This window comes from Actinoplanes sp. NBC_00393, from assembly GCF_036053395.1.
Taxonomy (GTDB): Bacteria; Actinomycetota; Actinomycetes; order Mycobacteriales; family Micromonosporaceae; genus Actinoplanes.
The window spans coordinates 9,142,455-9,160,997 of the sequence record NZ_CP107942.1 but is presented as its reverse complement, the minus strand read 5'-3'; the positions used below and the strand labels follow the sequence as shown (position 1 = coordinate 9,160,997).

Here is an 18,543-nt window from a genome sequence, read left to right as displayed (position 1 = left end):
CCGGCCCCGTCCGGTGCCCGCAGCAAAGCCCGCGCCGTTTTCGGCACGGCGGCGATTTCACCAGAACGCCGGTACGTTTGGGAAGCCTGGAACCTCCCGGAAAAGCCACGGCTGTCCTGGTGGTAACCGCGCGCGGGTGCTGATCTTGGCGGCATCCATGAGGTTGACGTGCGCGAATGCGTCACGTGCAACCGTCCGTGATGTCGCGGTCACCGAACACCATCACGATTCCAACCACTATGTGGGACTTCCGTCCCGCGACCTCGGGTTTCGACAGGCGTCTCACATTCGCAAGGTTTCGCATCAGGTGACGGACAGGCTGTCCGTGCCGGGTAGTGTCCACTGCGGACGGTCGTCTGGCAAATATCCCGTACGTTGCAAAGAAGTCACACTGCGTATTCGAAATTGAACGAATAATTTCGATGTATGAAGATCGTGACTTTAGGCTGTCTTAAGAAGCGCGGACCGGACTGGCGCATGGCGCGGAACATTCCGTAACGTGCCCGGCATGGCATTTCGGAGCTGGGTGAAGCTGTTGGCCACTACGTCCGCGGCAGCAGCCGTGGTCGGAGCCGGCCAGCTCGGCATCGCCTACGGGCTCGGCATGGTGCGGCTCGACCTGGACCTGGATATCACCCTCCGTGATCAATGGACGGCGCAGCTGGCCTGGGTCGCATGGATCACGATGACCGCCGCCGCCCTCGCCGCGATCATCGGAACCGGCTTCCGCCCCAGGTGGCGCCCGCAACCGGTGGGACCCGGCGGAGCGCTCGCGATGGGCCTCGCCGCCGGTCTCGGCGCGCTGGCGGTGCTCCCGCTCACCATGCAACCCGCCCGGTCCGCGCAGATCGACGGCATCCGCCCGGTTCTGGTCATCGGGATCTGCGCGGCACTCGGCGCCGCCGCGGGCATCTTCGCCGCGTGGGCCGCCGCCGCAAAGGCAGTGGCCCGGTGGAACGTGGCCGTGCTCAGCGTACTGATCTGGGTTGTCGCCCTGGTCTCGGTCGCACCGTCCCTGCTGCCCGGCCGCACGCCGGCCTCGGTCCGTCTCGGCGTCCTCGACGGCAGCCTGATCCCGGCGGCCGTCGCCGAGCGCACCCCGTTCCTCACCATGCCGGTGCTCGCCCTGCTCTCCGGGCTGGTCCTCGGCTGGATCGCCCGCGGCCGGAACATGTCGACCCTCGCCGTCGCCCTCACCGGCCTGGCGGGACCGGCCCTGCTCACCGGCGCCTACCTCATCGCCGGCCCCGGCTCGTCGACCGACATCAGCTTCAGTCCCTACTGGGCGGCGATGATCGCGAGCGGCGCCGGCGTACTCGGCTCGGTCCTGGCCGCGATCATGCGCGGCGCCCCCTCAGCCACCCCCGCGGAAGAGCCGGGCAAGCCGGGCGACACCCCACCCGACTCGGCGCCCGAGCCCAGCGCCGGCCGCTCGCCGCTGCCCCAGCGCAACGCGCCCAGCCAGTCCGCGATCGCTGCGGTCGCGGCTGCTGCCGCCAAGCGTCCGGACGCGCAGCTGCGGCCCTCCGACACCGGCGTGTTCACGCTGCCGGACCGGCCGCATCCGCTGGCCGACCTGGCCAACAACACCCCGGCCAATGCGGCTGGGTCACCCTTTACCGCCGGCACGGGTACGCCGTTCGGCCACTCCGGCACCGCATCGCCGAACTTCCAGGGGGCGGCTGCTTCGCCTGCTTTCCAGGCCGCCCCGTCCCCCTCCGCCCAGCCTCCTTCCTCATCCGCTTCGCCTGAGCCGCGTTTCTCCGGTCAGCAGAGCCGGTCCGGTGGCCCGGTCGCCAGCCTGCGCCGGGGCTGGCGCACCCGCCGCCCGGCGCCCGAGCCCACCCCCGCCGCGCCAGCCGCGCCCGCACCCACGCCGTCGTTCGACGGTTTCGCGGCTGCCCAGCCCGCCCCGCGCACCGGCATCGACACCGCCGAGCACCCCCGGATCAACGCACCGGCCCAGCGCGCACCCCTGCAGCCGGACGCGATCCTGCCGCCGCCTGGCAAGGACTCCGAATACGTCAACTGGGTGAACGGTCTGGGCAGCAACTGAACTTCCATGGAATGACCGGTTCGGGAGGTACCGCCGGTTTCCCACCGCAGTGACGATGGTCGATGTCCGGGTCTCATCCCCTCGATGGCATCGGAGTCCGATCATGCTGTCCCGAATCGGCCGGCTCTTCGCCGGCCTGGCCCTGGTACTCACCGCAGTGGTGGCGCCCGTCTCGACAGACGCCGCGCAGGCCGCTGTGTACAACAGCTGCACGATCAGCAGGTGCGCGGCAGCCCGCACCGCCTACAGCGGCTGGCAGTCACTGGGCTGGCCCACCTCCGCCGGGTGGTACTCGTGGCCGTACGGCAACTACAACTACACCGGCGGCCGCTTCTACAACCGCGAGGGCCAGCTGCCGTCAGCAACCTACGGCGAGTACGACGTCTACTCCCGCAACCGCGGCGCAGCCCGAGACGCGTACCGAATCGTGGTCAATCGCAGCAGTCGGGTCGCTTACTTCACGCCCGACCACTACGTGACTTTCTACAGGCTTTAAAACCCGTTCTTGCGTACGCGCGGCGCTCGTCTCCGGACGACCGTCGCGCATTGTCTGTGCCCCGCTGGGCCCGGATGCCCGGTTCTGCAGCACCTCCCGCAACCGCATAGCACCGTGTTGGAGCTAAGGCACGGAATTCGCGGAAAAGATGCGCCCTAACTCTTAGGCCCTCCGGCCCATGACCGAACAACCTGGCGCAAGCAACAAACACTCGAGCATCCGCTCGGCCGACAAGAGCAAACCCGAGCGCAAGCCGGGGACGCAAAGCCACAGGGCCCACCGGGCCGGCTGGGTTACCGACCAAGGGGAGACACACATATGCGCAACATGATTCAGCTGCTGGGCGGCATCGCCGTCGCCGGTGCCGTCGCCGCAGGCAGCACCGCCTTCACCGCCAGCGGCCTGACCAACACGATTTCCGGTCCCACTGTCGTCGGCGGCAAGATCGCCGTAGCTCAGGATGTCGAGGGTGCCGACCTCACCGGAATCGTCTTCGATACCGACGCCACCAACCCGGACCGGGTTACTGGCGCGACCGTGACATTCGCTGGCCAGAACGGGGCCACCGTCCCCGACGGTTCAACGGTCAAGGTTGTCGTCTCGGGATCTGCCGGAAACAGCGCGGCTGGGTTCTACTGCGCACCCACGACCTCCGAGTCCACCACCTGCACAGTTGGTCAGAGCGCCGGAACTCCGACCGGCTCCTGGTACACGGCTTTGACGGACGTGTCCGTAAGCCTTGTGGCAGCCTGAGCAAGGCACCCGCGCAAACGCCGAGTTCGTCGGACAGAGCAACTCGACAAGCCCGATTTGTACCTCCGGAATAGGTTGACGAACCATCCGATCAGTCCGCCCTTTCGCCATGGCCGCCATCATCCTGATGGCGGCCATGGTCGCGTGGGCGATCGGAACCCAGCGGGTCTCCTACGTCGTCACACATGGCATCAGCATGCTGCCCGTGTACCACGCGGGCGATCTCGTCATCGTCGCAAAGTCCGATAGCTATGAAGTGGGTCAGATCGCCGCATATCATGGCTCTGGCGGCCGGTTGGAAGTCTTGCACCGCATCATCGGCGGCGACGACAACGGTTACGTCCTGAAGGGCGACAACAACGGTTCCATCGACGCCGAAACACCCGCCTCCAAGGAGATCATTGGACGGGCAGTCGTGCACATACCTAAGGCCGGTGCGTGGCTTCAGCCACTGCTCAGTCCGACCGGCCTGGGGATGCTGGGCTTCTTGTTCGTCGGCGGTGGCACAGCAGCGGCAAAGACACGCCGGGACATCCCCCGCGGTAGCCGGAAGAAGAAAGTGAAACGCATGTCTGGCCAAGGCGGCACTCTGGCAATGGCCACAGCGAGTTTCAAGGCCATTCGCCGGCTACATCCCGCGGCCAAAGCCCTTGCCATCATGGTCGGCCTCTGTGGTTTCGCCGGTATTGCACTCGGCTTGCTGGGCTGGATCAAACCGGCCACCGAGGCCGTCGTCGGCACGGCGAGAGCCGGAGAGTCGATGACTTACAGCTACTCCGCTGAGGTACCACGCTCCGCGGCCTACGACGGCACCACGGTGTACTCGCCTGATCCAATATTCCGGAAACTCACCGAGATCGTCGACCTGCATATGCACTATCGAGGTCGACCTGGAAGAATCGGCGTCACCGCCCGTCTTTCCGCCGATAACGGCTGGCACACAACGATGCAGTTATCTCAGGAGAAAGAGTTCAACGCCGACCGCTACACCGGCAAGGTTCAACTGGATTTGGCCGCCCTTCAGCAGCGCGCAGTTGATGCTGGCAAAGCAATCGGCGCTGAAATCGGCGCAGTCACCCTGGCTATCACCGCACAAGTTCAACACAGCGATGGCACCACCTTCGAGCCGCAGGTCTCGCTCAACCTCGCCCCGCTCCAGCTAACCCTTGCCGGTGGCCCGGAAACCCTAGTGCTCGACCAGTCCAGCGGTGGCACCGTCGCCTCGATGCAGAACCGCCAAATCGGTGTCTTCGGCTACGATCTCCTCACCGCCCACGCCGCCCGCCGATACGCCGTCTACTTGCTGTTGATCGCCTTCGTCGGCGCCATGATCATCGCGGTGATGGCTCTCCGCCACGTGCCTCTGCGAACTCGGGCGCAGATCGAACGCCGGTACCCCCACCTGATCGTCCCGGTGGAGCCGATGGCCTCCCCACCCGGCAAGCCCGTCGTCCAGGTCGACACCTTCCCCGCCCTGGTCAAGCTCGCCGAACGCTACGGCCAGATGATCCTCACCTGGACCCGCCCCGACGGCTCCGACGACTTCGTCGTCCGGGACGAGGGAATCACCTACCGCTATCGAATCCTGACCGCCGCAACAGACCCGGAGTCCCCACAAATCACCGCCGACCCCGCTGCCACTTCCCGGTCGCGCAAGGCCGCCCCGGTCTCCGGTTCGGTTCCGGCCGCCGCTCTACCCGCGGCCCCCGAGGCGCCCGAGATCGCAGTGATCGAGCCGGCAACAACGCCCGAGGCCGCGACAGTGGAGATCCGGGCGTCGGAGACCGCCGCCGCGAGAAAGCCATCGGTGCGGGCGACCGCCGCAGTCAGGCAAGCAAGCGCCGCAACCTCGGACGAGCAAGGGTCGGCTCCCACGATGGGCCAGGAAGAGGGCGGCCAGCAGGATGCCGGCGAGCAGCCACAGGATGGCAGCAAGAAGCCGAAGCCAAGGGCCAAAGCCACCCCGGCGAAGGCCCCCGCCAAGCGAGCCCGCCGTCCCAGGCCGAAGCCGACGGCTGAGCCTGCAGCCGTTGAGCCTCCAGCCCTTGAACCTGAACCCGCCGAGTCCGCAACCACTGAGCCCGCAACCATTGAGCCCTCTGCCACCGAATCGACCACCGAACCGCAGGACACAGAGCGGCCCGTCGTAGAACCGCAGCAGATTGCGCCAGAAGCTGCCGACCTGCCGATCGCCGCCGATACCGACCAGCTGCAACCCGACACGGCCTCCGCGTCCACGGAGCCGACCGAGCCGGCGACCACCACGCCGGAACCCGAGCAGAACGGGAGCACAGCAACCCCCGCTGAGCCCGAACCCGCTGCCCCGACACCCGAGCAGACAACAGGCGCCGCCGCGGACCCCATGGCCGTCCCGCAAGCCGCGGAGACAGCCGACGCCGAACCCGAACAGGCGATCGACCTGGCTGACACCGATCAATCAGCGGGGAAGCATCGCGCTTCGGCCCAAGAGACCAGCCAAGCTCAAGAGCTCCCGCAACCCACTTCGGCAAAGAGCGACGACGCCGAAAAGATCGACGCCGAAGCGAAGAGCCGCGCCGAGGGTAAGTACAACACCGAAGAGCAGGCCGCACATAACGCGCCATCCGAGGTAAAGAAGCGGGCCAGCCGCCGCAAGCCCCGCCCGCGCAAGGCAGCCACCCCGCCACAGCCAGCCCAGGCCGAACCGCAAACGCAGCCTCAACCCAAGGCCGAGGCACAGCCTCGAGCCGAGGCCGAATCGGTCGACCCCCGCCTCGACCGAAACTCCCAAGCCGAACCCGAAGCCACCGTGGGCACCCCCCAACCGGACAACGACGACGAAGCCCGTGCAACGGCTGCCGCCGCCGAGCGCCAAGCCGTGCAGGATCTGGCCGAACTCAACGAGCCCATCGGGACCGCCCCGGCCGACGAGGCTGATGAGGCTGAGAAGCCCAGCGAGCCGCAACCGGCCGAGGCGTCCCACGAGCCCTTCTACGACTTCCTACCCCCGTCAAAACGCCCCAGCAGCAAGTCCGACTGAGCGCGACATCAGCTGGTCGGCGTAACCGGCAGGTAAACCCGCCCTCCAGCCTCCACGAACTCCGACGACTTGGCCTTCATCCCCGCCGCCCGCAGCTCATGACTGATCTTCATAGAGCAGAACTTTGGCCCACACATAGAACAGAAGTGCGCCGTCTTGGCCGGCGCCGCCGGCAGCGTCTCATCGTGGTAAGCGCGAGCAGTAGAAGGATCCAGCGCAAGCTCGAACTGGTCCTCCCACCGGAAATCAAACCGCGCCCGAGACAACGCGTCATCCCACTCCTGCGCCCCCGGATGCCCCTTGGCCAGGTCCGCCGCATGCGCCGCGATCTTGTACGCGATCATCCCCGCTTTGACGTCCTCCTTGTTAGGCAGCCCCAGATGCTCCTTGGGCGTCACATAACACAGCATCGCCGTCCCGAACCAGCCGATCATCGCCGCCCCGATGGCCGACGTGATGTGGTCATAGGCCGGCGCGATGTCCGTAGCCAACGGCCCCAACGTGTAGAACGGCGCCCCACCACACAGCTCAACCTGCAGATCAACGTTCTCTTTGATCTTGTGCATCGGCACATGCCCAGGCCCCTCGACCATGACCTGCACGTCGTACTCCCAGGCGATGTGCGTCAGCTCCCCCAACGTACGCAGCTCCGCGAACTGCGCCTCATCATTGGCATCCGCGATCGACCCCGGCCGCAGCCCGTCCCCCAGCGAGAACGTGATGTCGTACTCCCGGAAGATCTCGCAAAGCTCCCGGAAGTGCGTGTACAGGAAGTTCTCCCGGTGCTCAGCAAGACACCACGCCGCCATGATCGACCCACCGCGCGACACGATCCCGGTGACGCGTTCAGCGGCCAGGGGCACATACGCCAACAGCACCCCCGCATGGATGGTCATGTAGTCGACGCCCTGCTCAGCCTGTTCCAGAACGGTCTCCCGGAACAGTTCCCAGCTCAGTTTCAACGGATCGCCGTTGACCTTCTCCAGGGCCTGATAGATCGGCACCGTTCCGATCGGCACCGGCGAGTTCCGGACGATCGCCTCCCGCGTCTCGTGGATCCGCGGCCCAGTGGACAGATCCATGACGGTGTCCGCACCCCATCGGGTCGCCCACGTCAGTTTCTCCACCTCCTCGGCGACCGACGAGGTGACCGCGGACGTACCGATGTTCGCGTTGACCTTGACGAGAAAACGGGAGCCGATGATCATCGGCTCGGATTCCGGGTGGTTCACGTTGGTCGGAAGCACGGCTCGTCCGGCTGCGATCTCATCACGCACGAGAGAAGCAGAGACACCCTCCCGCACCGCAACGAATTCCATCTCGGGCGTGATGATCCCGGCCCGCGCCGAGGCGAGCTGGGTCTGCCCGGTCCGCCACGGTTTCCGCATCTCCGGCAGGCCGACCTCCGGATCACTGCCAGGACCGGACGTGTCGTAGAGCTGCACCGGCGGGTTGTCACCGGTCAGCACCACCTCGGTGAACGGCACCCGGATCTCCGGACGGGGTCCCTCGACATACACCTTGCGACGCACGAGCAATACCTCCCCATATAGTGACAAAACCGACGGCCGATGAGCGCACGAATCCCCACCAGCGCGAACCGCCGGGAAACTTAGGCGGACCAGCCGAAGTGGTCCAGCGGCCCTGGCCCGGCGCCCAGCTGCCACGAACTGCCACCGCGCAGGCCACGCCGCACGTACTCCTTCGCCGCCGCAACGGCATCCGGCACCGCATCGCCGGCCGCCAGCCGCACCGCGATCGCCGAGGAGAACGTGCACCCCGAACCGTGGTTGTTCACAGTCGGCACCGGCTCGCCGCGCAGCAGCGACGTCTCCCCATCGAAATGCAGGACATCGATCGCCAGCTCACTCCCGGTCACCACGACCGCGCGCGGTCCCAGCGCGGCAAGCTCGGCTGCCGCCGAGATCATTTCCTCGGCGGTCTGGACCGGCCTGCCCAGGAGGGCGCCGGCTTCGTGCCGGTTCGGCGTCAGGACACTGGGGTACGCGCAAAGCACCCCCACCACCGCCACCTCTCCCAACCGGCTCCCCGCAGTGGCCACGAGCACCGGGTCGACGACAAGGTTCGGCAGGTCGGCAGCCCGTTCCGCGATGACTTTCGCGACTTCCGGATCCGACACCATCCCGACTTTGACCGCCGCCACCGGCAAATCGGCGAGCACCGCGTCCAGTTGCGCCGCCACCACCTCAGCCGGCACCGGATGAATCGCCGTGACCCCAAGCGTGTTCTGCGCAGTAATCGCCGTGATCACCGAGGTCCCGTAGGCCCCCAACGCCGCGAACGTCTTCAGATCCGCCTGAATCCCGGCCCCACCCCCAGAATCCGACCCAGCAATCGTCAACACCACCGACGGCGTCATCCCCGCCCACCCCCACGGCTGTCACTCACTGCTGCTTCAACACGCAAGAAGCGACCCTGAGCGTCAGCCGGCAAACCCGAGCTGTCACCCAGTGCTGCCTCAACGCCCGCCAGACGACCCTGAGCGTCAGCCGGGCCGGACTGCCCCGCGGCGAAACCCACCGCCAGCGACCGGGCCGTGTTCGCTGGGTCCGGCGACCGCATAACCGCCCCCATCACCGCGATCCCCGCAGCACCCGCGGCAGCACACTCCGCCGCCCGGGACACCGACGAGATCCCGCCCAATGCCAGCCAGGGCACGGGCGCACGCAGCTCGGCGGCCCCCGTGACCCCGAGCGCCGGCCCGTACCCCGGCTTCGACGCGGTCGGGAAGACCGGCGACAGAGTCACGTAGTCCACTTCGGACAAGGTCTCGTGCCCGTGCCAGGACCGGCCCACCAGGGCGATCCCGTCCGGCAGCGGGTCGGCCGCCGCCAGGTGCACGGCCGAGCCGCCCAGCGGATCCGGCCCTGCCACGATCAACCGCCCCGGCGGCAGGAGCGAGCGGAGTCGCGCGGCAAGAGCAGCGCGTTCCGCGTACCCAAGATCGCGTTCCCGGAGAATGACCCATGCGGCGCCGCCGCGAACTGCCGCCTCGACCACCGCTTCCAGCGGCCCGGCGGCAGACCGCCGATCGGTGAGCACAACGAGCCCGCCCGGCGTCACCACACCGGGATCCCTTCGTCCGCTGTGGACGCCACCGCGTGATATCGCCGCGGGATGCGCCCGGCGGCCCGGGCCAGCCGCCCGGCCGCAACTGCATGCCGCATAGCCGCAGCCATCGCCGCCGGATCCTCGGCCCGGGTGATCGCGCTGGCGACCAGCACCGCATCGCAGCCGAGTTCCATGGCGAGCGCCGCATCCGAGGCGGTGCCGATCCCGGCGTCGAGAACCACCGGTACGTCCACACTCTGCCGGATCAGCTCGATGTGATGCGGGTTGGAGATGCCCAGCCCGGAACCGATCGGCGACCCGGCCGGCATCACCGCGGCGCATCCGGCGTCAGCCAGACGACGGGCCAGGATCGGGTCGTCCGTGGTGTACGGCAGAACCGTGAACCCGTCCATCACCAGCATCTCCGCCGCCCGCAGCAACTCCACCCCGTCCGGCAGCAGGGTCCGCTCGTCCCCGATCACCTCGAGCTTGATCAGATCGGTCTCGAACGCCTCCCGCGCCATCTGCGCCGTCTTGATCGCGTCCCCCGCCGTGTAGCACCCAGCCGTGTTGGGCAGCACCCGCACACCGAGCCGGTCCAGCATCGGCAGCAGCCCCGGCCCGGCCGCCTCGACCCGCCGCAGTGCCACCGTGACCAGCGTCGTCTCCGATGCGCGGATCGCCGATTCCAGCGCGGCCAGGCTGTTCGCACCGCCGGTCCCGAGGATCAGCCCGTTCTCCGGCAGGAAAGGCACGACCATCTCAGCCTCCCTGCGCAGCGGTCAGCACTTCGATCTTGTCGCCGTCGGCCAGGTCGACGTCGGCCCAGGTCGAGCGGGGCACGACGGTTCCGTTGACCGCGACCGCCACCCCACGCTGGGCGGCGATGATCTCGGCGACCAGGGTCGCGACTGAGCAGTTGTCGGGCCGGCTCTCCGTCCGGCCGTTGATCGTCAGGCGCATCCGAACCTCCCGGGGGTGAAGTCGTCCAGCAGAGCGGGTGCCGAGCCGGTGAGTACCAGGTCGGCGACAAGTCGTGCGGTGATCGGCGCGAGCAGCACGCCGTTGCGGTGATGACCGGCGGCCACCACGGTCCGCCGGATGTCGTCGACGTGGCCGAGGATCGGGGCGTTGTCCGGGGTGCCCGGGCGGTGCCCCACGGTGATCTCGGTGATCTCGTGTTCGGCCAGCCCTGGCACCAGGTCGAGGGCGGCCCGGAGCAGGTCGTGCACACCGCCGACGGTGATCGCTCGGTCGGTCCGCTCCTCCTGGGTGGCGCCGACCACGACCTCGCCGTCCGCGCGCGGGACGAGGTAGACGGGCCGGCCGTCGGCACTGCCGTGGATCACGTGCCGGAGCAGGCCGGGTTCGCCGCGCAGCCGCAGCACCTGGCCTTTCACCGGGCGGATCGGCAGCCCGGTGAGCGCCGCCGTGCCACAGCCGGCCGCCACCACGGTGACGTCGGCATCCACATCGGAGAGAACGTCCACGCGTTTTGCTGCGATGCGCCCGGCCAGCCCGGCTCGCAGTGCAGCGACCACCTTGCGCGGGTCGACCTGCGTCTCGGTGGGCGCGAAGACACCGGCCCGGACCCGCGGCGAGAGGGCCGGTTCCCGGTCCCGCAGTTGCGAGCCGGTCAGCGGATCGAGTTTCTGGTGTCGCCATTCCCGCATCGAGTCGGCGACGTCGTCAGCGGTGAGCGCGACACCGAGCGTCCCGGCATCGTCGTATCCGACATCGCCGAGCGACGCCGCGAACTCGGGCCACAGCGCATTCGAGGCTTCCAGCAGCCGCGTGAGGTGCGGATATTCGTGAGCCGACTCGCCGCCTGGTGCCAGCATTCCGGCGGCGACGTGCCAGGCGCCGTCGCTGCCGCCCGGATCCGGGTCGAAGACGGTCACCTCGGCGCCGCGCGACACCAACTCGGAGGCGATGGCCAACCCGATGATTCCGCCACCGACGACCGCAACGGTCCGGCGCCCGCTCATCGCAGAGCCGCCGGCCCGGCCGCTCCCGGTCGAGCTGCGAAAAGGGCCGCGGAAAGGGCCACGGAAAGGGCCGCTCATCGCAGAGCCGCCAGGAAATCCGCCGCCGCTCCCTTCGGGTCCTTCGCGAAGGCGGCGACCGCCGCGACACCGTGCACCGCGAGCAGCGGCACCCGATCCGCGGTGATGCCACCGATCGCGAGGACCGGCGTGCCCGGAACCGCCTCGGCGACGGCCGCGATCGCGGCCGGCCCGAGCGGCGGTGGCAGCCCGTCCTTGGTGGATGTCGCGAACGCCGGACCGACACCGAGATAGCTCGCGCCGTCGGCGACGGCAGCTCGGGCGGCCGCCGGGTTGCGGCAGGTGGCACCGATGACCGCAGACGGCCCCAGCACCCGCCGGGCCGCCGTCACCGGCAGATCGTCCGCGCCCAAATGGACCCCGTCCGCGCCGGCCGCCAGTGCCACCCCGACCCGGTCGTTGACCAGCACCAACGTCCCGGCGGCACGGCAGACTTCGACTGCGGCCACAGTCAGTGCGTAAGCCTCGGCATCGTTGGATTTGACTCTGATCTGGACCGCGACCTCATCGGCTCCGGCCACGCCGCGGACCACGTCGATCGAATCAGTTATGACGTGAATGCGAGCAAAAAGCATGACGCACTCCTCCCTGCGCCGGCATTACCCGGATCAGGTTCGACGGTCGGGGGCGGCGTCAGCCCCCCTCTCAGCCCGGTGCCCGGGCTCCCGTGGGGTTGGTTGTAATCGGACCCTAACCGGTCCGTGACGAGAAAAGCTAGCGCACGTCCCAAACCGGCTCGGGCACCTCGACAACCTCACCGTCGCTTCTGAACAGCACGAAGCGGTCGAAGGACCGGGTGAACCAGCGGTCGTGGGTGACAGCTATCACGGTGCCGTCGAACGCCTTCAATCCCTCCTCGAGCGCCTCGGCCGAGGCCAGGTCGAGGTTGTCGGTGGGCTCGTCGAGCAGCAGGACCGTCGCCCCGGAGAGCTCGAGCAGCAACACCAGGAACCGGGCCTGCTGTCCACCGGAGAGCGTCCCGAACCGCTGATCTCCCTGGGCGGCCAGTTCGTACCGGTTCAGCGCTTTCATGGCCCCGGCCCGGTCCATTCCGGACCGATGCTCGTCGCCGCGCCACAGGATCTCGACGAGGGTCTTCTCCAGCAGCTCAGGCCGGTCGTGGGTCTGCGAGAAGTGCCCGGGCCGGACCCGCGCGCCGAGCCGTGCCCGTCCCTCGTGAGCCACGTGCGCCAGCGGCGCCCCGTCGACCGGTTTGTGCTCCAGATCCGGCTCGGTGCCACCGGCCGCGAGCAGCCGCAGGAAGTGCGACTTGCCGGTGCCGTTCGCGCCGAGCACGGCCACCCGATCGCCGTACCAGATCTCCAGGTCGAACGGGAAGGTCAGATCCTCCAGCTCGACGCCCTCGCAGATGACCGCGCGCTTCCCGGTCCGCCCGCCGCGCAGATTCATCCGCAGCGACTGCTCCTTCGGCGGCAGCGGTGGCGGACCGGCCTCCTCGAACTTGCGCAACCGGGTCTGCGCCGCCTGATACCGCGAGGCCAGCCCGTCGTTGTACGCCGCCTTGTTCTTCAGCGTGAAGACGAGCTCCTTGAGCTTCTCGTGTTCCTCGTCCCAGCGCCGCCGGTTCTCCTCCATCCGGTCGTGCCGGTGCAGCCGGGCCTCGTGCCAGGACGCGAACCCGCCCGGATGCGTCCACGCGCTGCCACCCTCCACAGCGACCACCCGGTTGGCGGTCTGGGCGAGCAGTTCCCGGTCGTGCGAGACGTAGAGCACCGATTTCGACGACTCCCGCAGCCGCTGCTCGAGCCAGCGTTTGGCGGGCACGTCGAGGAAGTTGTCCGGCTCGTCGAGCAGCAGCACCTCGTCGGTGCCGCGGAGCAGCAGGTCCAGCGCGAACCGCTTCTGCTCACCGCCGGACAGCGTGCGCACGACCCGGTCTCGCACCTCGTCCCACGGTTTGCCCAGGATCGACACCGCGACCGTGTCGAAGAGCACCTCCGCCTCGTACCCCCCGGTCTCGCCCCAGTGAGCGAGCGCGTTGGCGTACGCAATCTGGGTCTTCTCGGTCTCGTCGAGGGCCGCGGCCGCGGCACGCAGCCGCTCACCTGCCGCGCCCAGCGCCGGCGTCACCAGGGAAAGTGCAAGATCCTCCAGGGTACGGTCATCGCCGATCATCCCGATGAACTGCCGCATGACGCCGAGCCCGCCGGACCGCGCGATCGAGCCGCTCTGGGCCGGGATGTCGCCCGCCACCATCCGCATCAGCGTCGTCTTGCCGGCGCCGTTGGGCCCGACGAGCGCCACCTTGGCGCCCTCACCGACCCGGAACGAAACGTCGGCGAAGAGCTCCCGCCCGTCCGGAAGCACGAAGCCGGCACCGGCGACATCCACGTAACCCATGCCGGCATCCTCCCTGCCTGCCCGGAACTAGTCAGCCGAATTTCGGGTGACCCGAAGCACCCGGAACCCCTTCTGGCTGGCCACCCGCTCGACCGTCCAGCCGCCGGCGACCAGCCAGGTGTGCAGCGAATCACCACCGAGGTTCCGGTTGATCACCAGCCAGGCAATGCCGCCCGGGGCGAGGCGGGGCAGCCAGCGCTCCATGATCGCGTGCAGTTCGGCCTTGCCGACGTGGGTCGGCGGGTTGCTCCAGATCTCGGTGAAGGTCACGTCGTCCGGAACCTCGTCGGGTGCGGCGACCCGGATCCGGCCGGCCAGACCGAGCGCCGCGGCGTTCTCGGTGGTCAGCTCGCGGGCGCGCGAGTTCACGTCGACGGCGTAGACCGTGGCCTGCGGCGCCTCGCTGGCCAGCACGTTGGCGATCGGCCCGTACCCGCAGCCCAGGTCGAGCAGCGTCCCCTCGGTGGCGGCACCGGGCAGTTCGGCCTTGCGCAGAAGCACGGCCGTGCCCGGGTCCAGGCGCCCGGCCGAGAACACCCCGGACGCCACCGCCAGCCGGTAGTCCCGGCCGGCGACGTTGAACTCGATCTCGCCCCGGCGGAACGGCGCGTCCGGCTCGGCGGTGAAGTAATGGTCGGCGGTCACCCGGCAAGTCTCCCGCCGCCGGGTCAGGCGTCACCCGGCGGGGTGGCGGACAGGCTGTGCGTTAATAGATCAGCATGCGCGCCTAGCTTGGGGCCCATGCGGTACGCCACCCCTACGCGCTCCGCCCACCGCGCCACTCCGGCCGGCGGCCTTCTGCTGCTGGTGAGGCATCCGGGTTTCACCGGTCAGCATCGCCACCCCGCGGGGGTCCGCTCGGGTCCGCAACGGCACCTCCGGCGGGATCCGCGCCGAACCGCCCACCTGCTCACCCTCGGCCTGGCCGCCCTGATCGTGCTCGGCATCTGCATCATGCTGGGCATTCTCATCGTCGCCGATGACGGCCCCGGCCCGGCCACCGCGGCACGGACCGCGCCGCTGACCGCGGCCGAGGCCTTTCCGGCCGGCTCCGGGGCTTTCCGGGTCCAGCGCACCGACCTCTCGGCCGACTGCACGGTCGCGGTCACCGGCACGTTGCGCACGACATTGCAACGGTACGGGTGCACACAGGCGATCCGCGCCGCCCTGACCGTCCCCTACGCCGACTTCCGGATCACCGCCGGCGTCCTGGACCTACCCGACATCACCGGCGCGGTGGCCGTCGGCGATCAGCTCCGATCCCTGGTCGAGACCGGTGACGGCGGATTCGCCCAGATGAGCGGCCTGGAGTCCGGCCCCGGCACCCCGGTCGTCTGGCGTACCCACGGCCGCTACCTGGTGTACTGCGTGATCACCGGCCCGGCCGGCGAACTGGTCCCAGCCGACGACCCAGGCGTCCAGCGCGCCGCCCAGGACGTCCTGAACACCGTGCCCGCAGCTGGTTAACCAGCCGGGATCTCGCGCAGCCGACGGGTGGCTTCGGCGCGGGCGGCGTACTCGGTCTCCTCGGGATAGCCGACCGCGACCAGCGTCAGCCCGTGCGCCGGCGCGACCGTCACCTCGCTGGAGCGTTCCCGCTGCGTCAGCAGCCGGGCCGGCCAGTCCGGTTCCCGGCGCCCGTCACCCACGGTCAGCATCGCGCCCACCAGACTGCGAACCATCGCCTGGCAGAACGCGTCCGCCTGCACGGTGGCCACGCAGATCCGGTCCGGGTCGCGGCGCCAGTCCAGCCGGGTGATCGCCCGGATCGTGGTGGCGTGCTCCTTGCGCTTGCAGAACGCCGCGAAGTCGTGCTCCCCGACCAGCCCGGCCGCGGCGGCATTGAGCCGGTCCAGGTCGAGCCGGCGCAGCCAGCCGAGGGTGTCGAGGCGGCGCAGCGGCTCCGGGCCCCACGGGTCGTCGGAGACGCGGTATTCGTACCGGCGGAAGGTCGCAGAGAAACGCGCATCGAAGCTGGCCGGCACGGGCGTCACCGCACGGACGCGGGCGTCCGGCGGCATCAGCGCCGCCAGGCGGCGCAGCAGAGACCCCGCAAGCTCGGCGTAACGGTCCGCAGGAAGGTCGATGTGGCAGACCTGACCGGTCGCATGCACCCCGGCATCGGTACGCCCGGCAACGGTCAAACCAAGAGCGGTCTCCGCCCCGACGAGCCGGCCGAGCGCCTCGGTGAGAACCCCCGCGACGGTACGCCGGGTGGGCTGCGCCGCCCATCCCGAGAACTCGGCGCCGTCGTACGACACGTCCAGCCGTAGCCGAATGGAATCGGTCATCCCGCAGCATGCTCCTCTTGCTCAGAACACAGGAAAGGCCCGGCACCTCCGAAGAGGATGCCGGGCCTTCACCTGGCTAAATCAGGCCTTCGTGGTGGCGTCGTCGTCGCCCTCGGCCTTGTCGCCCTCGGCGCCCTTGTCACCGGAAGCGCTGACCGGCGGCTCGGCGTCCTGGTCGTCGGAGGTGGTGGCGGCGGGCACCTCCTCCTCGGGCGCGAGCGCCTCGACCTTGGCCTGCTGCGCGGCGGCCTTGCGCGACTCCTTCGACGGGGCCGTGGTGGCCGCGACCTGGAGCTCCTCGACCAGCTCGATGACGGCCATCGGAGCGGCGTCACCCTTGCGCGGGCCGATCTTGGTGATCCGGGTGTAGCCGCCGGGGCGGTTGGTGTACCGCGGAGCGATCTGCTCGAACAGGGCGTACACGACGTCCTTGTCCTTCACGACGGTCAGCACCCGGCGACGGGCGTGCAGGTCGCCGCGCTTGGCCTTCGTGACGAGCTGCTCGGCCAGCGGGCGCAGCCGCTTGGCCTTCGACTCGGTGGTCTTGATCTTCCCGTGCCGGAAGAGCTCGGTGGCCAGGTTGGCCAGGATGAGCTTCTCGTGCGCCGGGCTGCCGCCGAGGCGGGCACCCTTGGTGGGCGTGGGCATTCCGATGCTCCTTGGTTATGGCGCCGGACAGCTAGTTACAGCTGCTCGGTCTCGCGGTAGTCGTCGGTGTCGTAGTCCACGTCGCCGAACGAGTCCACGACGTGCGCCGGGTCGAAGGACGGCGCGCTGTCCTTCAGCCCTAGGCCCATTCCGGCGAGCTTCATCTTGACCTCGTCGATGGACTTCTGGCCGAAGTTCCGGATGTCCAGAAGGTCGGCCTCCGTACGCCCTATCAACTCGCCCACGCTATTGATGCCCTCGCGCTTGAGGCAGTTGTACGAACGGACGGTGAGGTCCAGCTCCTCGATCGGGAGCGCCAGGTCGGCAGCGAGCTGCGCGTCCTGGGGCGACGGGCCGATGTCGATGCCCTCGGCGGTCTCGTCCAGTTCCCGGCAGAGCCCGAAGAGCTCGACCAGGGTGGAACCGGCCGACGCCAGCGCGGTCCGCGGCGAGATCGACGCCTTCGACTCGACGTCGATGATCAGACGGTCGAAGTCGGTGCGCTGCTCGACACGGGTCGCCTCGACGCGGTAGGTGACCTTGAGAACCGGCGAGTAGATGGAGTCCACCGGAATCCGGCCGATCTCCGCGCCCGCGTTCTTGTTCTGCGCCGCCGTGACGTAGCCACGACCCCGCTCGACGGTCAGCTCCATGTCGAGCCGGCCCTTGCTGTTCAGCGTCGCCAGCTTCAGATCCGGGTTGTGCACCGAGACACCGGCCGGCGGCTGGATGTCTCCGGCGGTCACGTCGCCCGGGCCCTGCTTGCGCAGGTACATGCTGACCGGCTCGTCGTGCTCCGAGCTGACGGTCAGTTCCTTGACGTTCATGACCAGCTCGACCACGTCCTCCTTGACACCGGGGATCGTGGTGAACTCGTGCAGCACGCCGTCGATCTTGATGCTGGTGACGGCCGCGCCCGGGATGGACGACAGCAGGGTACGGCGAAGCGAGTTACCGAGGGTGTAGCCGAAACCCGGCTCCAGGGGCTCGATGGTGAACCGGGAGCGGGTCTCGCTGAGCGACTCCTCCGAGAGGGTCGGCCGCTGGCTGATGAGCACGCTGTTCTTCTTTCTGTCAGGCCACCCACTATTTGATGGCCGTCCGTTGGATCAGGGCGCCGGCTGCGAAGCCGGCGCCCCATGAGCCACTACTTGGAGTAGAGCTCGACGATCAGCTGCTCCTGGACCTGCGTGTCGATGACAGCGCGGGCCGGGAGCGAGTGGATCAGGATCTTCATCTCGCTCGGGATCGGCTCCAGCCACGCCGGCACCGGCCGGGAACCGGCCTGAGCCTGGGCGACGACGAAGGGGGTCATCTCCTTCGACTTCTCCCGCAGCGTGACGATGTCGTGGTCCTTCACCCGGTACGACGGGATGTCGACCTTGACGCCGTTGACCAGGAAGTGGCCGTGCTTGACCAGCTGCCGGGCGGCGTCACGGGACGCGGCGTAGCCGGCCCGGTAGACGACGTTGTCGAGCCGCGACTCGAGGATCTGCAGCAGCACCTCACCGGTCTTGCCGGGCTTGGTGACAGCCTCCTCGTAGTAACCGCGGAACTGCTTCTCGAGCACGCCGTAGACGCGGCGGGCCTTCTGCTTCTCGCGGTGCTGGAGCAGGTACTCGGTCTCCTTGGTCCGACCGCGGCCGTGCTGGCCGGGCGGGAAGGGACGCGACTCGAACGGGCACTTCGGCCCGTCGCACTTGCTGCCCTTGAGGAACAGCTTCATCTTCTCGCGGCGGCAGCGCTTGCAGTCCGCACCTGTGTAACGAGCCATCTCTAGA

Annotated in this window: 17 protein-coding genes, 1 pseudogene and 2 riboswitches; of the genes and pseudogenes, 5 read left to right on the top strand and 13 right to left on the bottom strand. The window is 68.8% G+C overall.

The genetic code is table 11. The annotated features are described in order from the left end of the window. Positions 1-508 precede the first annotated feature (508 nt). From OHA21_RS42485 to OHA21_RS42470, 4 genes are all read left to right on the top strand, one after another. Positions 509-2,056: a hypothetical protein gene (locus OHA21_RS42485; RefSeq protein WP_328465027.1), complete on the top strand. Its 1,548-nt coding sequence runs from the start codon at positions 509-511 to the stop codon at positions 2,054-2,056. Between the two features lie 103 nt (positions 2,057-2,159). After that, entirely contained in the window at positions 2,160-2,552 is a 393-nt protein-coding gene (locus tag OHA21_RS42480; protein WP_328465025.1) for a ribonuclease domain-containing protein, read from the top strand. 225 nt (positions 2,553-2,777) lie between these two features. Continuing rightward, a riboswitch (cyclic di-GMP riboswitch) is annotated at positions 2,778-2,853 on the top strand. Between the two features lie 17 nt (positions 2,854-2,870). Further along, the gene (locus tag OHA21_RS42475) at positions 2,871-3,305 is read left to right on the top strand and encodes a hypothetical protein (RefSeq protein ID WP_328465023.1); all 435 of its coding nucleotides are present in this window, start codon (positions 2,871-2,873) and stop codon (positions 3,303-3,305) included. A gap of 109 nt (positions 3,306-3,414) precedes the next feature. Then, positions 3,415-6,324, top strand: coding sequence for a DUF5305 family protein (locus OHA21_RS42470; RefSeq protein ID WP_328465021.1), 2,910 nt, complete (start codon positions 3,415-3,417; stop codon positions 6,322-6,324). 8 nt (positions 6,325-6,332) lie between these two features. Here OHA21_RS42470 and thiC read toward each other — a convergent pair whose 3' ends face one another. The 9 genes and pseudogenes from thiC to OHA21_RS42425 all read right to left on the bottom strand — a co-directional run bounded on the left by thiC (position 6,333) and on the right by OHA21_RS42425 (position 14,468). Further along, a complete protein-coding gene (thiC, locus tag OHA21_RS42465; protein WP_328465019.1) occupies positions 6,333-7,862 on the bottom strand; it encodes a phosphomethylpyrimidine synthase ThiC in 1,530 nt (509 codons plus the stop codon). Positions 7,863-7,936: 74 nt separating this feature from the next. Then, on the bottom strand, positions 7,937-8,704 hold the full coding sequence (gene thiD / locus OHA21_RS42460) for a bifunctional hydroxymethylpyrimidine kinase/phosphomethylpyrimidine kinase (protein WP_328465017.1): 768 nt from the start codon (positions 8,702-8,704) through the stop codon (positions 7,937-7,939). A gap of 146 nt (positions 8,705-8,850) precedes the next feature. After that, a pseudogene (locus tag OHA21_RS42455) lies at positions 8,851-9,411 on the bottom strand (thiamine phosphate synthase); the annotation flags it as partial. After that, positions 9,405-10,157, bottom strand: a complete 753-nt coding sequence (locus tag OHA21_RS42450; RefSeq protein WP_328465015.1) for a thiazole synthase — start codon at positions 10,155-10,157, stop codon at positions 9,405-9,407. The pseudogene OHA21_RS42455 and the gene OHA21_RS42450, both read right to left, overlap by 7 nt. A 1-nt stretch (position 10,158) precedes the next feature. After that, positions 10,159-10,359, bottom strand: a complete 201-nt coding sequence (gene thiS, locus OHA21_RS42445; protein WP_328465013.1) for a sulfur carrier protein ThiS — start codon at positions 10,357-10,359, stop codon at positions 10,159-10,161. After that, the gene (gene thiO, locus OHA21_RS42440; RefSeq protein WP_328465011.1) at positions 10,350-11,384 is read right to left on the bottom strand and encodes a glycine oxidase ThiO; all 1,035 of its coding nucleotides are present in this window, start codon (positions 11,382-11,384) and stop codon (positions 10,350-10,352) included. Before thiO ends, thiS begins: the two co-directional genes overlap by 10 nt. Positions 11,385-11,458: 74 nt before the next feature. Further along, the gene (locus OHA21_RS42435) at positions 11,459-12,037 is read right to left on the bottom strand and encodes a thiamine phosphate synthase (protein WP_328465009.1); all 579 of its coding nucleotides are present in this window, start codon (positions 12,035-12,037) and stop codon (positions 11,459-11,461) included. Further along, a riboswitch (TPP riboswitch) is annotated at positions 12,031-12,141 on the bottom strand. It overlaps the preceding gene by 7 nt. Positions 12,142-12,176: 35 nt before the next feature. Then, positions 12,177-13,823, bottom strand: a complete 1,647-nt coding sequence (locus OHA21_RS42430) for an ABC-F family ATP-binding cassette domain-containing protein (RefSeq protein ID WP_328465008.1) — start codon at positions 13,821-13,823, stop codon at positions 12,177-12,179. Between the two features lie 27 nt (positions 13,824-13,850). Further along, positions 13,851-14,468: a class I SAM-dependent methyltransferase gene (locus tag OHA21_RS42425; protein WP_328465006.1), complete on the bottom strand. Its 618-nt coding sequence runs from the start codon at positions 14,466-14,468 to the stop codon at positions 13,851-13,853. A gap of 96 nt (positions 14,469-14,564) precedes the next feature. Here OHA21_RS42425 and OHA21_RS42420 point away from each other — a divergent pair, with 96 nt between their 5' ends. Then, positions 14,565-15,290 carry a hypothetical protein gene (locus OHA21_RS42420; protein ID WP_328465004.1) on the top strand — a complete coding sequence of 242 codons (726 nt, stop codon included), beginning with the start codon at positions 14,565-14,567 and terminating at the stop codon, positions 15,288-15,290. Here the strand turns inward: OHA21_RS42420 and truA are convergent. From truA to rpsD, 4 genes are all read right to left on the bottom strand, one after another. Continuing rightward, on the bottom strand, positions 15,287-16,114 hold the full coding sequence (gene truA / locus OHA21_RS42415) for a tRNA pseudouridine(38-40) synthase TruA (RefSeq protein WP_328465002.1): 828 nt from the start codon (positions 16,112-16,114) through the stop codon (positions 15,287-15,289). The genes OHA21_RS42420 and truA overlap by 4 nt on opposite strands. A gap of 81 nt (positions 16,115-16,195) precedes the next feature. Continuing rightward, positions 16,196-16,762: a 50S ribosomal protein L17 gene (gene rplQ, locus OHA21_RS42410; RefSeq protein ID WP_328465000.1), complete on the bottom strand. Its 567-nt coding sequence runs from the start codon at positions 16,760-16,762 to the stop codon at positions 16,196-16,198. A gap of 35 nt (positions 16,763-16,797) precedes the next feature. Then, positions 16,798-17,820, bottom strand: a complete 1,023-nt coding sequence (locus OHA21_RS42405; RefSeq protein WP_093618743.1) for a DNA-directed RNA polymerase subunit alpha — start codon at positions 17,818-17,820, stop codon at positions 16,798-16,800. A gap of 89 nt (positions 17,821-17,909) precedes the next feature. Beyond that, entirely contained in the window at positions 17,910-18,536 is a 627-nt protein-coding gene (rpsD, locus tag OHA21_RS42400) for a 30S ribosomal protein S4 (protein WP_328464996.1), read from the bottom strand. Positions 18,537-18,543 lie beyond the last annotated feature (7 nt).

Bases quoted from the DNA above. Each gene is read 5' to 3' on its own strand.
- OHA21_RS42480 (WP_328465025.1), top strand. From the start codon at position 2,160: ATGCTGTCCCGAATCGGCCGGCTCTTCGCCGGCCTGGCCCTGGTACTC.
- OHA21_RS42485 (WP_328465027.1), top strand. From the start codon at position 509: ATGGCATTTCGGAGCTGGGTGAAGCTGTTGGCCACTACGTCCGCGGCA.
- truA (WP_328465002.1), bottom strand. From the start codon at position 16,114: ATGACCGATTCCATTCGGCTACGGCTGGACGTGTCGTACGACGGCGCC.
- OHA21_RS42435 (WP_328465009.1), bottom strand. From the start codon at position 12,037: ATGCTTTTTGCTCGCATTCACGTCATAACTGATTCGATCGACGTGGTC.
- rpsD (WP_328464996.1), bottom strand. From the start codon at position 18,536: ATGGCTCGTTACACAGGTGCGGACTGCAAGCGCTGCCGCCGCGAGAAG.
- OHA21_RS42470 (WP_328465021.1), top strand. From the start codon at position 3,415: ATGGCCGCCATCATCCTGATGGCGGCCATGGTCGCGTGGGCGATCGGA.
- thiD (WP_328465017.1), bottom strand. From the start codon at position 8,704: ATGACGCCGTCGGTGGTGTTGACGATTGCTGGGTCGGATTCTGGGGGT.
- OHA21_RS42450 (WP_328465015.1), bottom strand. From the start codon at position 10,157: ATGGTCGTGCCTTTCCTGCCGGAGAACGGGCTGATCCTCGGGACCGGC.
- OHA21_RS42420 (WP_328465004.1), top strand. From the start codon at position 14,565: ATGCGGTACGCCACCCCTACGCGCTCCGCCCACCGCGCCACTCCGGCC.
- thiO (WP_328465011.1), bottom strand. From the start codon at position 11,384: ATGAGCGGGCGCCGGACCGTTGCGGTCGTCGGTGGCGGAATCATCGGG.
- OHA21_RS42475 (WP_328465023.1), top strand. From the start codon at position 2,871: ATGCGCAACATGATTCAGCTGCTGGGCGGCATCGCCGTCGCCGGTGCC.
- thiS (WP_328465013.1), bottom strand. From the start codon at position 10,359: ATGCGCCTGACGATCAACGGCCGGACGGAGAGCCGGCCCGACAACTGC.
- OHA21_RS42430 (WP_328465008.1), bottom strand. From the start codon at position 13,823: ATGGGTTACGTGGATGTCGCCGGTGCCGGCTTCGTGCTTCCGGACGGG.
- rplQ (WP_328465000.1), bottom strand. From the start codon at position 16,762: ATGCCCACGCCCACCAAGGGTGCCCGCCTCGGCGGCAGCCCGGCGCAC.